This window comes from Synechococcus sp. WH 5701, from assembly GCF_000153045.1.
Classification (GTDB): domain Bacteria; phylum Cyanobacteriota; class Cyanobacteriia; order PCC-6307; family Cyanobiaceae; genus Regnicoccus_A; species Regnicoccus_A antarcticus.
The window spans coordinates 243,433-256,708 of sequence record NZ_CH724160.1 but is presented as its reverse complement, the minus strand read 5'-3'; the positions used below and the strand labels follow the sequence as shown (position 1 = coordinate 256,708).

The window sequence follows — 13,276 nt, the reverse complement described above, 5'->3', positions numbered from 1 at the left end:
AAGGCTCGGAGAGGTTGCCTGAGGAGAAGCGACACCTTTGAACAAGCCCCTTGAGTGGACAGGCCGTCATCAAGTCTGCTTCGATAGCAATAGTTTCTTGTCTGCCCCTCAGGGGCAGCGTTAGGCAGGCCAGCCTCCCCTCATGGCGCCGTCGCTCCACGGTGGCAGGGGTTTTGAGCAAACTCCTAACGGTCTATCGTCTGCTCGGACTGGTCAAGGGTGCGAACAACTACGGCCTGGACCCCAAGGTGGCGGAGATCTTCTACGCAGGGTCAATCGAGGCGAGCAAGATCGTGCAGAAGGAGCTGCATGGGGAGTAGGCCGTGAAAAGGCAGCCCCCCTTCCCCACGGTCGCCGACCTGGGCAAGGACATCCGACCAGTGCTCAACCGGTTGACGCCGGCCATGATGCGGGAGCTGACCAAGACGCTTCCGATCCTCGGTTGGCCCGGCGACCGCCGCATGATTGGTCTCAGCAAGGAGCCCCCGTGACAAGCCGGGACACGGACGACATTCGCCGCGTCTTCGAAACGCGGCACACGACGCTGGAGCGCAGCCTAAGCCTTGGCGAGAAGACCCTCCCCGACATGCTTCCCCTGGGTACCCAGATTGCCTTCACCTGCAATCAGCCCCGGGGATTTGCGCTGTGGTGCGGCTGTAAGTGAGCGACTTTCTGATGCCCCATGTGACGCGAGCGGCGTGATGCTTGGTCGGCCCAGCTGATCGATGACACGTCGAGGGAGGTGGTTGATCGCGGCGATGCTGGGGGGGCTGGGCTGGCTCGCTGCGGCCTGCAGCGTGGCGCCCTCCCCGAGGCCCCTGCTGGTGGCGGCAGCAGTGAGCCTGGCTGATCCACTCCAGGAGGTGGCGGGGGCTGAACCACCCAGCCCGCGTGCCGGCCCGTCTGTGCAGTTTCACTTCGCCTCCTCGGGCGCCCTCCAGCAGCAGATCCTGCAGGGGGCGCCTGTGGATGTGTTTCTCTCAGCCGGTAAGCGTCAGCTGGATGCACTCGAGAGCGCTGGCCGGCTGCTGCCTGGCAGCCGCCGTGAGTTGTTCAGCAACGAGTTGGTGCTGGTGGTGCCCTCTCGCTCATCGCGGCGAACCCTCAGCTTTGAAGGCCTGGCGCAGCCTGAGCTGCGCTCGATCGCTATCGGTGATCCCTCTGTGCCAGCCGGCGATTACGCCCGCCAGGTGCTCGCCTCGATGGGGCTCAGCGCCGTGGTCGCGCCCAAGCTTGTACCCCTTGGCTCCGTTCGTGCCGTGGCCCAGGCCGTGGCCGAGGGCCATGTGGACGCTGGCTTCGTTTACCGCACCGATGCCCAGGCGGTCGAGGGCCTGCGCATCACCGCCGTGGCACTTGCCGGCAGCCATGATCCGATTCGCTACGCAGGTGCTGTGCTCAAGACCAGCCGCGACCCCGCCGCGGCCGAGGCCTATCTTCGGTCCCTGGCGGAGTCAGCTGCCCGCGAACCGTTCCGTCGCCATGGTTTCAGGGTTCCTGGGCCCTCCTCCCAGCCGTGAGTGCGGGCCTCACCGATCTCTCGCCCCTCTGGCTCTCCCTGCGCAGTTCCGCCCTGGCGGTGCTGCTGGTGGTGCCCCTGGGATTTTTTGCGGCCCGGCAGGTGAGCCGCTGGCAGGGTTCCCGCCGCGCCGGCGCTGATCTGCTGCTGCTCTCACCTCTGGTGCTGCCTCCCACGGTGCTCGGCTTCCTGCTGCTGCAGTTGCTGGGGCCCTACGGGGTTGTGGGTGCTGTGCTGGGCCGTTTGGGGGTGGAGCTGGTCTTCCACTGGCCGGCCATCGTGCTCAGCTCAGCGGTGGTGGCCTTCCCGCTGCTCTACCGCACCCTGCTCGCGGCCTTCGATCAGATGGATCCCTCGCTGGAGGCGGTGGCCCTCAGCCTCGGGGCTGGACCCTGGCGGGTGCTGCGAACCATCACCCTGCCGCTGGTGATGCCGGGCCTGCTGGCCGGGATCAGCCTCGCCTACGCCCGGGCCCTGGGCGAATTCGGCACCACGTTGATGCTGGCGGGCAACATCCCCGGCCGGACCCAGACCCTTCCCCTGGCGATCTACGCGGCGGTCGATGGCGGCGATCGGGCCCTGGCCTGGTTCTGGACCGTGCTGGTGCTGATCCTCAATGGCTTTTGCCTGCTGCTGGTGCAGGGCTTCCAGAGCCGGCGGCTCAGACGGTCGCCTCGGCCCTGGTCGAGGGAGGAACCCGCGGCCCCGGTGGCTGCTGGCGTGGCCAGGCGCCCAGCGCCGTTCCTCCTTGAGGTGGACCTGGAGCACCACCGGCCCGGCTTCCAGTTGCAGTTGCGGTTCAGCAGCAGCTGCCCGCGCCTCGCGATTCTCGGGGCCTCAGGCGCGGGCAAGAGCCTGCTGTTGCGCTGCCTGGCCGGACTGGAGCGTCCGGACCGGGGCCGTATTCGCCTCAATGGCCGGCTGCTCCTCGAGAGCGAAACACACCTCGACGCCCCCCTGCAACGGCGGCGCATCGCCATGGTGGTGCAGCACCACGCGCTCTTCCCCCACCTGAGCGTGGAGCAGAACGTGGCCTTCGGGCTGGCCGGGCTGGAGCGCCACCACCGCCAGACGCGGCTGCGAACCCAGCTGGAGGCCATGGGTCTGACGGCCTTCGCCGGTCGCTTCCCCCACCAGCTCTCGGGCGGCCAGCAGCAGCGGGTGGCCCTGGCCCGCGCCCTGGTGATCGAGCCGGAGCTGCTGCTGCTCGATGAGCCCCTCTCCTCCCAGGACGCCTACCGGCGCCGCCAGTTGCAGCAGCAGATGATCGAGCAGCTCCAGCGCACAGGCGTGCCCTTTCTGCTGGTCACCCACGACATCGATGAGGCCTACCGCATGGCCGACGACCTGCTGGTGATCAACGACGGCCGGCTGATCGCCCATGGGCCCCGCCAGCAGGTGTTCGAGCAGCCGGGGTCGCTGGCGGCGGCCCGTCTCACCGGCTGCAAGAACATCACCCGCATCGAGCGCCGCAGCTCCGGCGATCTGTGGGCGCCTGCCTGGGGCGTTGAGCTGCGGCGTCAGCGGCCCTGGGACAGCGGCACCACCCATGTCGGTCTGCGCGCCAATCACCTGGAGTTGCACGCCTCCCGCGATCCGGTCGAGCCCAGGGAGGCCAATGCCTGGCCCTGCCGGGTGGTGGACGTGAACGAGAGCGCCCTGAGCGTGTCGGTGTACGTGCGCCCCCTGGGGGATGCGCCCGCCGCAGGCGAGGCCCTGCAGGTGGAGATGGCGGCGGGCGCCTGGCGGCGCCTGGCCGCAGGCGCCGGCCCGCTGATCCTCTCGATCCCGGACTCTTGCCTGATGCCCCTGCGCTGAGCCTGTGCCCCGAAGGGGCTCCGAGGCTCCAGGCGATTCGGCTTGCTTCAGCGCTGCAGAGGATCGCGTACCCCGGGGAGCCGGCCGCGGGCCAGCTGCTGTTTCGGGTCGAACTGGGTCTTCACCGTCTCGATCAGCGGCCGTGAGGGGACGTCATCCCAGGCGGGAACATGGCAGCCAGCTGGCTGCTGCAACACCGTGAGCACGCCACCGCGCGACACACAGCAGCGGCGCAGCTCCTCCACCCGGTAGGCGGGCAGCTGCGCCGGCGCCCAGCTGTCGCCAAGGCCGCTGCCGGCCCCCAGCACCACCGGCAGGTCGCGCAGCACCCGCTCCGCCAGCAGTGCACTCGTCTGGGCGGGGAGGGTCCCCAGGCGCAGCAGCCAGCCGTCTGGCTCCGGGCGGCCGAGCGCCACGGCCCGCAGGGCTTCCAGCCGTTCCGGATCCAGGGGCTGGCCCCGAAGCCCCAGCTGTTCGCCCCGGGTGCGGATTTCCAGGCACTGGGCCCGCAGGGCGGCATCACTGACGCTGGCCAGCCCCAGCAGCAGGGCGTGCTGGGGATCAGCTCCGGCCTGGGCGGCCACTGCCGGGCTCCACCAGTCGATCAGTTCGGGGGTGAGGCTGGATCTCAACAGCCAGCGGCGCAACTCATCGAGGGGCTTGAGCTCCCCCTGAAGCAGCAGACCCCGCCGCTCAGGCGGTTGGGGGCTGGTGCGCAGGGTCATCTCCGTGATCAGGCCGAGGGAGCCCCAGCTGCCGGTGAACAGCCGCATCAGGTCGTAGCCGGCCACGTTCTTGACCACCTTGCCGCCGGCGCGGGCGGCCACCCCATCGGCGCGCAGCAGACCAATGCCGATCAATTGGTCGCGCACACCCAGATAGCGCTGGCGCAGGCCACCGGCGAGGCCACGGGCCACCAGTCCCCCTACCGTGCCCGCGCCATTCCCGTCGGCATCGCTGCCCCAGGGCCAGTCGATCGTCAGCCACTGGTTCTCCCGGTGCAGGGCCTGCTGCAGGTCCCGCAGCGGGGTGCCCGCCTCCACCGTCACCGTGAAATCCCCGATGGCGTGATCGAGGATGCGGTTCAATCGCCGGGTGCTCACCACCATGGTGGTGTCGCGTACAGGCGGTCCCCAGTGCAGACGGCTGCCACTGCCGGCGGGGAGCCAGGGCGTGCCATCTGCGTGCAGGTCACGCACAAGATCAGCCAGATCGTGGGGCTCGGGGGTGATCACGGCACGATGGTGCCATGGCCCCCATGCCCTCCCCCGCGTCTGCTGGCTTGAAGATCATCGTCCTGGATGACGACCCCACCGGATCCCAGTCGGTGCATGGCTGTCCGCTGCTTCTGCGCTGGGATCCGGCCACCCTGGAGCAGGCCCTGCTCGACCCCTCCCCCCTGCTGTTTCTGCTCAGCGACACCCGGGCGCTGGTTCCTGATCAGGCGGCCCAGCGGGTGGACGCCATCTGCCGGTCCCTGCGCGCGGCCCTGGTTGAGGCCCCTGGTGAAGCCGGCCCAGGCTCCTGGCTGCTGGTCAGCCGCGGCGATTCCACCCTGCGCGGCCATTTCCCCCTGGAGATCGATCGGATCGCGGCGGAACTCGGTCCATTCGATGCCACCTTGCTGGTGCCGGCCTTTCTGGAGGGAGGGCGCACCACGGTGGAGGGGGTGCACCTGCTCCATGGCGAGCCGGTGCATCGCTCGGCCTTCGCCGCCGATGCCCGCTTCGGCTATCCCACCAGCCACCTGCCCGCCTGGGTGGAGCACAAGAGCGGTGGCCAGCGCCGGGCCGAGGAGGTGCAACACATCACCCTGGCGGAACTTGAGCCGACAGGCCAGCAGGCCCTGGTGGAGCGGCTGCTGGCCTTGCGCGGCAACCCCGTCGTGGTGGTGGACGCGCAGCGGCCCGAGCAGCTCGAGGCTCTGGCGCAGGCGATCCGGGCGGTGCTTCCGCTCAGGCGGTTGCTGGTTCAGTCGGCGGCGAGCCTGCTCCAGGCCCTCTCAGCCCTGCCGCCTCAGCCGCTGCCGCCCCCCGCCCTGGCCCGCCTGCGCAGGGGCTCGGCCCCGGGAGCCGTGCTGGTGGGATCTCATGTGCCCTTGAGTGATCAGCAGCTCCTGCAGCTGCTGGCCGAACCCGCCTGCGCCGGGGTGGAGCTGCCGGTGGAGCGGGTGCTGAACACGATCCGGCGCCTGGGCTCCGGGCCTGGCGGTCCGCCGTCCGTCCTGGACCAGCAGGAGCCGGTGGATCAGGCCCTTGAGCCGCTGCGTGAGGAGCTGCTTGAGCGTTTGCAGCGCGCCTGGACCTCCGGCCGCACGCCGGTGCTGTTCACCAGCCGGGGTGAGCGGCCGTGCCATAACGCCAGCGAGCGGCAGCGGTTGTCGTTCAGCCTGGCGGGGCTGATGGCCCGGCTTGCCGCTGGGCTGCCGCCGGAGCTGAGCTACCTGATCAGCAAGGGCGGCACCACCAGCCAGACGCTCCTGCGTGATGGCCTGGCCCTGGCTGCGGTGCGGCTGGAGGGGCAACTGCTGCCGGGCCTCTCGATGCTGCGCCTGCCAGCCGACCACGCTCGCTTCCCGCTGCTGCCCCTGCTCACTTTCCCCGGCAATCTCGGTGCTGATGACACTCTCCACCAGGCCTGGCGGTTGATGGAGCCGCAGGGGGGCAGCTCCTGAGCAGGGGGCTCAGCTGCCGGTGGCGCTGCGCATCAGCAGCTCCACCGGATGGGCCACGGGGATCGGGCGGGCCGTGCTCTCCATGTGCTGGCGGATCTGCAGGCTGCAGCCGATGTTGGCGCTCACCGCCAGATCGGCGCCACTGCCGCTGAGATCGGCGGCTTTGATCCGGCCCAGTTCAGCGGCTTCCTCGGGCTGCACCAGGTTGTAGATGCCGGCGCTGCCGCAGCACACGCCCGCTTCCAGCGCCTCCACGATCCGCACATGGGGGATCTGGCGCAGCAGCTGCCGCGGCTGCTGGCTCAGCCCCTGGCCGTGAAGCATGTGGCAGGCATCGTGGTAGGCCAGGCGCAGGGGGTGATCAGCGCTGGCGGGGGTGCCATCGGCGTGGCGCAGGGGCTGAAGCCGCTGAACAAACTCCGCGCTCAGACCCACCCGGTGCAGGAACTCCTGAATGTCAGCCACCTGGCCGGCGAAGGCGCTGCCCCGGGCGGCCCACTCCGGCTCTCCCGCCAGGATTTCGTCGAGCTGCTTGAGCGTGTGCCCGCAGCCGGAGGCCGCCACCAGCACCGCATCGAGGGGTTCGGAGCCCGCCGCCAGCCCCGGACCGATCACCGCCTCGAAGCTGCAGAGCAGGTCCTTGGCCAGGGCCCGGGTCTGCTCCAGTTCCCCCTGGTGGTGGGTCATGGCGCCACAGCAGTTCTGATCGGGAGGGATCACCACCTCGATGCCGTTGGCACTGAGCAGCTCGATCGCCGCGTGGTTCACCGCCGGATCAAACAGCCGCTGCACGCAGCCCGTGACCAGCCCTACCCGGTAACGGCGGGCGCCCTGGGCAGGGATCAGCGCCGGTGCCGAGGGCTGGAAGGCCTCGGGTTGCAGCGCCGGCAGCAGCCGCTCCATCGCCTCCAGCTGCGGGCCGAGCAGGCGGGTAAAACCGCTGCGGCGGGCGAAGTCCTGCAGGGGGGTGCCCGCATAGAGGCGCAGGGGTTGCAGCAGCGCCCGCAGGCGCGCGGGGTAGGGCAGGAGCTGGAACAGCAGCGCCCGGAAACTGCGCTGCCAGGGGCTGCGCAGCTCCGGCGCATTCAGCTTCGGCCGGGTGGCGGCGATCAGCTCGTCGTAGCGCACCCCGGAGGGGCAGGCCGAGACGCAGGCCAGGCAGCCCAGGCAGCTGTCGAAATGGCCCGCCACGGTGGCGTCGAGGCTCAGTTCACCGCGATCGATCGCCTTGAGCATGTGGATCCGCCCGCGGGGTGAATCCATCTCGGACCCCAGCACCCGGTAGCTGGCACAACTCGGCAGGCAGAAGCCGCAGTGGATGCAGGGGTCGGTGGCGAGCGCGCTGGCCGTCCGCAGGAATGGATGGTCGGGCTGGGTGACGGTCATCGCTGGGAGCCGGGGCGCTGGAGCCGGTGCTCAGGGATCGAAGTGGCCGATCACTGCCTCGGCGAAGCCGGAGCAACTGACCGGCTCCACCCGAGGTTCCATCAGTCTGGCCAGGTCATAGGTGACCTGGCCGCTGGCGATCGCAGCGCTGATGCCTTGGGTGATCAGATCGGCGGCTTCCTGCCAGCCCATGAACTCCAGCATCATCACGCCAGAGAGGATCACCGAACCTGGATTGATCCGATCGAGGCCCGCATGCTTCGGCGCGGTACCGTGCGTGGCCTCGAAGATGGCGGCGCTGTCGCCGATGTTGGCCCCCGGCGCCATGCCCAGGCCGCCCACCACGGCAGCGGCTGCATCGGAGATGTAGTCGCCGTTGAGGTTGAGGGTGCAGAGCACTGAATACTCCTGGGGCCGGGTCTGAATCTGCTGGAAGATGCTGTCGGCGATGCGGTCGTCGACCATCACCATCGATTTCCACTGACCATTGCCGTGGCTTTCGCCGATGGCGGCCAGCACCTCCTTCACCTCGGTGTCCACCGCCGCCTTCTTTTCGGGGGTGAGGCTGTCGTAACCGGGCTCGATCAGCCGGGCGTTGTCCTCGATGCTCAGGCCCGGCTTCTCCTCCAGGTTGCCGAGGATCCAACTCTCCCGTTCCGTGATGCACTGACCGCGGAATTCGCTTGTGGCCAGCTCATAGCCCCAGTCGCGGAATGCCCCTTCGGTGAACTTCATGATGTTCCCCTTGTGAACCAGGGTCACGTGGCGCTTGCTGCCCTCCAGGCCCAGGGCGTGCTGGATCGCCTTGCGCACATGGCGCTGGGTGCCGGCCTTGCTCACCGGCTTGATGCCGATGCCGGAGCCATCGGGGATGCGGCGCTTGCCGAGCTTGCCGTTGGCCGGGATCACTGTGTCGTTGAGATGGGCGATCAGCTCCACGCAGACCGGATCAGTGGCTTCCCACTCGATCCCCATGTAGATGTCTTCGGTGTTCTCCCTGTACACCACCACGTCCAGGTCCTGGGGCCGCTTGTGGGGGCTGGGGGTGCCGGCGTAGTAGCGGCAGGGGCGCACGCAGCAATAGAGATCGAAAATCTGGCGCAGGGCCACGTTCAGCGAGCGGATACCGCCACCGATCGGGGTGGTGAGCGGCCCCTTGATCGCCACGCCGTATTGCTCGATGGCGGTCAGGGTGTCCTGGGGCAGGTACTGATAGGTGCCGTAGAGGTCGCAGGCCTCATCGCCGGCGTAGACCTTGAACCACTCGATGCGGCGCTCGCCGCCGTAGGCCTTGGCCACCGCCGCATCCAGCACCCGCTGGGTCGCGGGCCAGATGTCCACTCCGGTGCCATCGCCGCGGATGAAGGGAATGATCGGGTCGTTCGGCACCACCGGCAGGCCGTTCTCGAAGCGGATGGCTGTGCCGCTGCTGGGGGGGGTCAGCTGGTCGTAGGCGGGAGCTGGGGTGGACGCCATCGGCGGCAGATCATGCGACGTGATTCAGGACAAACCGGGAAAACCCGTGGTCATCCGCCGACCATGTCCTGCAGCGGCCGTCGGCACGCTGCAGCATGGGTTCGGTGGGGTGAGCCTAGGTTCAGCCCGATCCGCACTTCTGCTCAGGGGAAACGCCATGAATGCGGCAGACCTGGCCCGCAGTCCGGAGATGGCCCAGGCCATCGCCTCCGCGGCCGGCCTGTTCCGGCGTCATTTCCCTGATGCCAGGGCCAACCTCACGCCCTGGCGTGACGACCCGGTGACCCGTCACTTCGAGGAGGAGGAGTCGGTGGACCTGGCTTTCCATTTCCCGGGCTGGAGCCCGCGGTTGCAATGCCGCAGCCTGCTGATGCAGCTGCGCCTCGCGGCGGCTCCTGCGCCCGAGCAGGGACCACCGCGGCTGCTGGGGGTGGTGCTCAGCGGCATGACCTTCCAGGGGGAGCAGTGGCGGCTGGCCACGGTGGGCGACTGGTGCCCAAGCGGCCCGAACCTGCCCCGGCCCGACGTGGTGGAGAAGCTGCAGCAGGTCTGCCGTGAGCTGTTCACCCTGCTGGCCCGCGACCCGGATCAGCAGGAGCAGGCCGCTTAAACCTTCGCAACCAATGCGGGACTCCCGTCCACAATCAGCCCTACTTTGACTGTTCCGTACAAACAGCACCCCGGCTGAGATGGCTGTCGATCTGGCGTCCCAATTGCGCGAAGGAACCAAGAAAGCGCACACGATGGCCGAGAACACCGGCTTCGTGACCTGCTTCCTCAAGGGGGTGGTCGACAAGATCAGCTACCGCAAGCTGGTGGCCGACCTCTACTTCGTGTACAGCGCGATGGAAGAGGAGATCGGCAAGCTCAAGGGCCACCCCGTCGTGGGCCCGATCGCCAGCGATGCCCTCAACCGCCGCGGAGCCCTGGAGGCCGACCTGGCCTTCTACTTCGGCTCCGACTGGCGTCAGCAGGTGAGCCCCACCCCCGGCGCCGAGGCCTACGTGGCTCGTCTGCATCAGGTGGCAGCCGAATCCCCTGAGCTGCTGGTTGGTCACCACTACACCCGCTACATCGGTGATCTCTCCGGAGGACAGATCCTCAAGAACATCGCCCAGAAGGCGATGAATCTGGGCGATCACGATGGCCTGAGGTTCTATGAGTTCGACGCCATCCCCGATGAGAAGGGATTCAAGGCCAACTACCGCACCAGCCTTGATCAGCTGCCGATCGATCAGGCCATGGCCGATCGCATCGTGGCGGAGGCCAACCATGCCTTCCACCTCAACATGGTGATGTTCCAGGAGCTGGAGGGCAACCTGGTGGCGGCCATCGGCAAGGTGCTCTTCGGGTTCCTCACCCGTCGCCAGCGCACCGGCAGCACCGAAGCCGTCGCGGCCTGAGGTCCGGGCCGGTCATGGCCTGAGCCAGAGTCTTTGGCGATCGAGCCGGCTTCTTTGCGACCCCTCCGCTTTCTGGTGCCCGGTACCACCGGCCGCTTCCGCTGCGGAGGCCTGCAGGTGGAACTGCAGACGGCCCGCCTGACGGCGCAGCTGCGGCCTACCGAGGTGGTCACCTACCGCCAGCGGGAACCCGAGCGCCCCTACTTGAGCGATCTGCTGCGCCACGAGCCGCTGCCGGGCACGGCCCTCTGGGTCGTGAGCTGGGGTTTCGATGTGCCGAAACTGCTGGGCCAGCTCAAGGGCCGGGCGGTGGCTTATCACGCCCACAGCAGTGGTTACGGCTTCGATCTCCCACCCGGCGTACCCGTGCTGGCGGTGAGCGGCAACACCCTGGGTTACTGGGGCGATCGGGCGCCCCGCAACCCGCTGCTCCTGGTGCCCAACGCCCTTGAGCCCCATTGGGTCGATCGTGGCCTGGAGCGCGACATCGACGTGCTGGTGCAGGCCCGGAAGACCAGTGCCTACGTGCTTGAGGCCCTGGTGCCGGCCCTGCGGCGGCGGGGTCTGCGCGTGGAGGTGCAGCGGGGCTGGGTGGACGACCTGGTGGAGCTGTTCAACCGCAGCCGCGTCGTGCTCTATGACTCCGCCGACTACTGGCGCGGCCGCGGGGTGAGCGAGGGCTTCGGCCTGCCGCCGCTGGAGGCGATGGCCTGCCGTTGTGTGGTGTTCAGCAGCCTCAACCATGCCCTGGCCGATTTTCTCGATCCTGGAATCCTGGGTCATCAGATCGGTTGCGGCACCCTCGGGGCCGACTTGGAGCGAATCAGTGCGGCGGCGGCGGATCCTCAGGCCTGGCGGGCCGAGCCGCAGCGCTTGGCGGCTTTGCTGGAGACCTGCGGGGAGACCGAGCTGCTGCGGCGCTGGGCCGAGGCGCTGGAGCTGATCGATCAGCACTGGGATCGTCTGTTGGGCCAGAATCCGGGGGGCACGGCAGGCTCCGGCGAGCCGCCCCTGCGCTCACTTCCAACCTGGCGTCTGAGCTGGCGGCAGCGGTTGGGGCGCTTGCAGGGCTGGCTGTCCCGCTGACCCCGGTCGGATTCGGTCACATACCGTCGAAGGGGAATGGGTTCAGCGTCGCTGGGATCTCCGCTTCGATCGATGCCGCGCATGCGCAGCAGAACGGTGTCCCAGCTGCGCAGCCTGCTGGCTTACCTGCCGCCGGAGCGCATGCGCGCTTTGAAGGTGCTGCTACCCCTCTCGATCATTCCTGGCCTGATCGATCTGGCCACCGTGGCGCTGGTGGGCCGGCTGATGGGTGCGCTGGTGGGCAGCAAGCTCCCCAACACCCTCCCCGGCGTGAAGGTCTTCGGGGGCAACCCGGTTGATCAGAGCCTCTGGCTGATCTTGCTTCTGATTGCCCTCTCCTGGGTTGGGTCCTTCTCCAAGGTGGGTCTGCAGTTCTTCCAGCAGCGCCTCACGGCCAAGATCTGGATCGATCTCTGCAACCTGATTCACTCCAGGGTCTTGGCCCAGAGCTATGAATTCCATCTCTCGAAAAGCACGGCCAAGCTCTCCACCCTGCTGCTGAGCCATATCAAGAAGACCTCCAATTCGGTGGTCAATCCCCTGCTGCGCATGGTGGGCAGCATCTTCTCGATCCTCCTTCTTTCTTTCGGGGTGCTGGTGGTGGGCCGCTGGCTGGCTGTGATCCTGATCAGTTCGCTGGTGGGGGCCTATCTCACCCTGTCGCTGGTGATCACCCCCTATCTGCGCCATGCCTCCAAACAGAAACTTCGGCTCGAGTCGCGCAGCGCCCACATCCTGATGGAGTCGCTGGGCTCCATCCGCGACATCCGGCTCACGGGTTCCGAGAGCTTTTTCCGCGACGCCTTCGTGTCGACCGGCGAGAAGGCCAAGCAATATTCCTGGGCCTCCGAGCTGCTGCCCACGCTGCCGCGGATGCTGATCGAGCCGTTCGGGATCACGCTGATCTTTGCGGTGGGCGCCGTGCCGGCCCTGCTCAGCGGCGATCGCGACCGCATCATCCAGATCATTCCCTTCCTCTCCACCCTCGCGGTGGTTGCCCTGCGGCTCACCCCCCCCCTGCAGGACTTCTTCTCGGCTCTCACCCAGCTGCGCGGCGGCCTGCCGGTGATGGAAAAGACGCTTGAATACCTCAACCTGCCCAAGGACCGGCCCACTCTCCTGACCCCCGGGGTGCCCAGCCCCGAGGGCATCTTCCCCACCCGCACGATCCGTCTGCGCGACGCCTGGTACAGCTATCCGGGCAGTCATGAGCCCGTGCTGCGCGGGGTGAGCCTCTCGATCCCGGTGGGCTCCCGCATCGCCCTGGTGGGCTCCACCGGCAGCGGCAAAACCACCACCGCCCACCTGCTGCTGGGACTGCTTCATCCACACCCGGGCTGCCTTGAACTCGACGGCATCCCTGTGAATGATCTGGACATTCCGGCCTGGCAGGCCTGCTGTGCCCAGGTGCCGCAGTTCATCAACCTGCTCGATGCCAGCATTCTCGAGAACGTGGCCTTCGGTCTGTCCGAGATGACCGTCGACACTGACGAGGTCTGGGATGCTCTGCATGCCGCCCAGCTGGCGGAATTCGTCAGTGAGATGCCCTATGGGCTGCACACGCCCGTGGGGGAGAACGGTCTGCAGCTCTCCGGCGGCCAGCGTCAGCGTCTGGCCCTGGCGAGAGCCTTCTTCCGCCGCGCCCGCTTCCTGCTGCTGGATGAGGCCACCAGCGCCCTCGACAACCGCACCGAGAACGAGGTGATCGAGGCTCTGGAGGTGGTGGGCCGCCGCTGCACCACCGTGGTGATCGCCCACCGGCTCAGCACCGTGATGCGTTGTGATCGCATCTACGAGTTCGATGCTGGTCGGATCAAGGCCTCCGGTACCTTCGAAGAGCTGCAGCAGCGGTCGGAGACCTTCCGGGATCTGGCCTCTCTGGAACGCAAGCTGGTCAGCTGACGCCCTCCTCCT

At 68.1% G+C, this 13,276-nt stretch carries 12 protein-coding genes; 9 read left to right on the top strand and 3 right to left on the bottom strand.

The window, feature by feature from the left end:
• The first annotated feature begins 173 nt into the window (after positions 1-173).
• From WH5701_RS17695 to modB, 4 genes are all read left to right on the top strand, one after another.
• Positions 174-320: a hypothetical protein gene (locus tag WH5701_RS17695; protein WP_006172530.1), complete on the top strand. Its 147-nt coding sequence runs from the start codon at positions 174-176 to the stop codon at positions 318-320.
• Between the two features lie 3 nt (positions 321-323).
• Positions 324-491, top strand: coding sequence for a hypothetical protein (locus tag WH5701_RS17690; protein WP_006172529.1), 168 nt, complete (start codon positions 324-326; stop codon positions 489-491).
• A gap of 234 nt (positions 492-725) precedes the next feature.
• On the top strand, positions 726-1,520 hold the full coding sequence (modA, locus tag WH5701_RS11365; RefSeq protein ID WP_037981020.1) for a molybdate ABC transporter substrate-binding protein: 795 nt from the start codon (positions 726-728) through the stop codon (positions 1,518-1,520).
• Positions 1,517-3,337 carry a molybdate ABC transporter permease subunit gene (gene modB, locus WH5701_RS11360; RefSeq protein WP_006172526.1) on the top strand — a complete coding sequence of 607 codons (1,821 nt, stop codon included), beginning with the start codon at positions 1,517-1,519 and terminating at the stop codon, positions 3,335-3,337. The genes modA and modB overlap by 4 nt, the downstream gene beginning before the upstream one ends.
• Positions 3,338-3,384: 47 nt before the next feature.
• On the opposite strand, the gene WH5701_RS11355 is transcribed toward modB, so the two are convergent.
• A complete protein-coding gene (locus WH5701_RS11355) occupies positions 3,385-4,572 on the bottom strand; it encodes an FAD-binding oxidoreductase (protein ID WP_006172525.1) in 1,188 nt (395 codons plus the stop codon).
• Positions 4,573-4,586: 14 nt separating this feature from the next.
• Here WH5701_RS11355 and WH5701_RS11350 point away from each other — a divergent pair, with 14 nt between their 5' ends.
• On the top strand, positions 4,587-6,011 hold the full coding sequence (locus tag WH5701_RS11350; RefSeq protein ID WP_006172524.1) for a four-carbon acid sugar kinase family protein: 1,425 nt from the start codon (positions 4,587-4,589) through the stop codon (positions 6,009-6,011).
• Positions 6,012-6,020: 9 nt separating this feature from the next.
• Here WH5701_RS11350 and WH5701_RS11345 read toward each other — a convergent pair whose 3' ends face one another.
• Entirely contained in the window at positions 6,021-7,397 is a 1,377-nt protein-coding gene (locus WH5701_RS11345) for a (Fe-S)-binding protein (protein WP_006172523.1), read from the bottom strand.
• A 30-nt stretch (positions 7,398-7,427) separates the two neighbouring features.
• Positions 7,428-8,873 (bottom strand): NADP-dependent isocitrate dehydrogenase, encoded by a 1,446-nt coding sequence (locus WH5701_RS11340; RefSeq protein ID WP_006172522.1) that lies wholly within the window; start codon positions 8,871-8,873, stop codon positions 7,428-7,430.
• 157 nt (positions 8,874-9,030) lie between these two features.
• Between WH5701_RS11340 and WH5701_RS11335 the strand changes: the two genes are divergently transcribed.
• The 4 genes from WH5701_RS11335 (at position 9,031) to WH5701_RS11320 (ending at position 13,264) form a co-directional block, all read left to right on the top strand.
• Positions 9,031-9,483 carry a hypothetical protein gene (locus WH5701_RS11335; RefSeq protein ID WP_006172521.1) on the top strand — a complete coding sequence of 151 codons (453 nt, stop codon included), beginning with the start codon at positions 9,031-9,033 and terminating at the stop codon, positions 9,481-9,483.
• 79 nt (positions 9,484-9,562) lie between these two features.
• A complete protein-coding gene (locus WH5701_RS11330; RefSeq protein WP_006172520.1) occupies positions 9,563-10,276 on the top strand; it encodes a heme oxygenase (biliverdin-producing) in 714 nt (237 codons plus the stop codon).
• Between the two features lie 54 nt (positions 10,277-10,330).
• A complete protein-coding gene (locus WH5701_RS11325; protein WP_006172519.1) occupies positions 10,331-11,362 on the top strand; it encodes a glycosyltransferase in 1,032 nt (343 codons plus the stop codon).
• Positions 11,363-11,434: 72 nt separating this feature from the next.
• Positions 11,435-13,264 carry an ABC transporter ATP-binding protein gene (locus WH5701_RS11320; RefSeq protein WP_037981018.1) on the top strand — a complete coding sequence of 610 codons (1,830 nt, stop codon included), beginning with the start codon at positions 11,435-11,437 and terminating at the stop codon, positions 13,262-13,264.
• Positions 13,265-13,276 lie beyond the last annotated feature (12 nt).

Coding starts and splice junctions, on each gene's coding strand:
- modA (WP_037981020.1), top strand. CDS start 726: ATGACACGTCGAGGGAGGTGGTTGATCGCGGCGATGCTGGGGGGGCTG.
- WH5701_RS11350 (WP_006172524.1), top strand. CDS start 4,587: ATGGCCCCCATGCCCTCCCCCGCGTCTGCTGGCTTGAAGATCATCGTC.
- WH5701_RS11345 (WP_006172523.1), bottom strand. CDS start 7,397: ATGACCGTCACCCAGCCCGACCATCCATTCCTGCGGACGGCCAGCGCG.
- WH5701_RS11340 (WP_006172522.1), bottom strand. CDS start 8,873: ATGGCGTCCACCCCAGCTCCCGCCTACGACCAGCTGACCCCCCCCAGC.
- WH5701_RS11335 (WP_006172521.1), top strand. CDS start 9,031: ATGAATGCGGCAGACCTGGCCCGCAGTCCGGAGATGGCCCAGGCCATC.
- WH5701_RS11330 (WP_006172520.1), top strand. CDS start 9,563: ATGGCTGTCGATCTGGCGTCCCAATTGCGCGAAGGAACCAAGAAAGCG.
- WH5701_RS11320 (WP_037981018.1), top strand. CDS start 11,435: ATGCCGCGCATGCGCAGCAGAACGGTGTCCCAGCTGCGCAGCCTGCTG.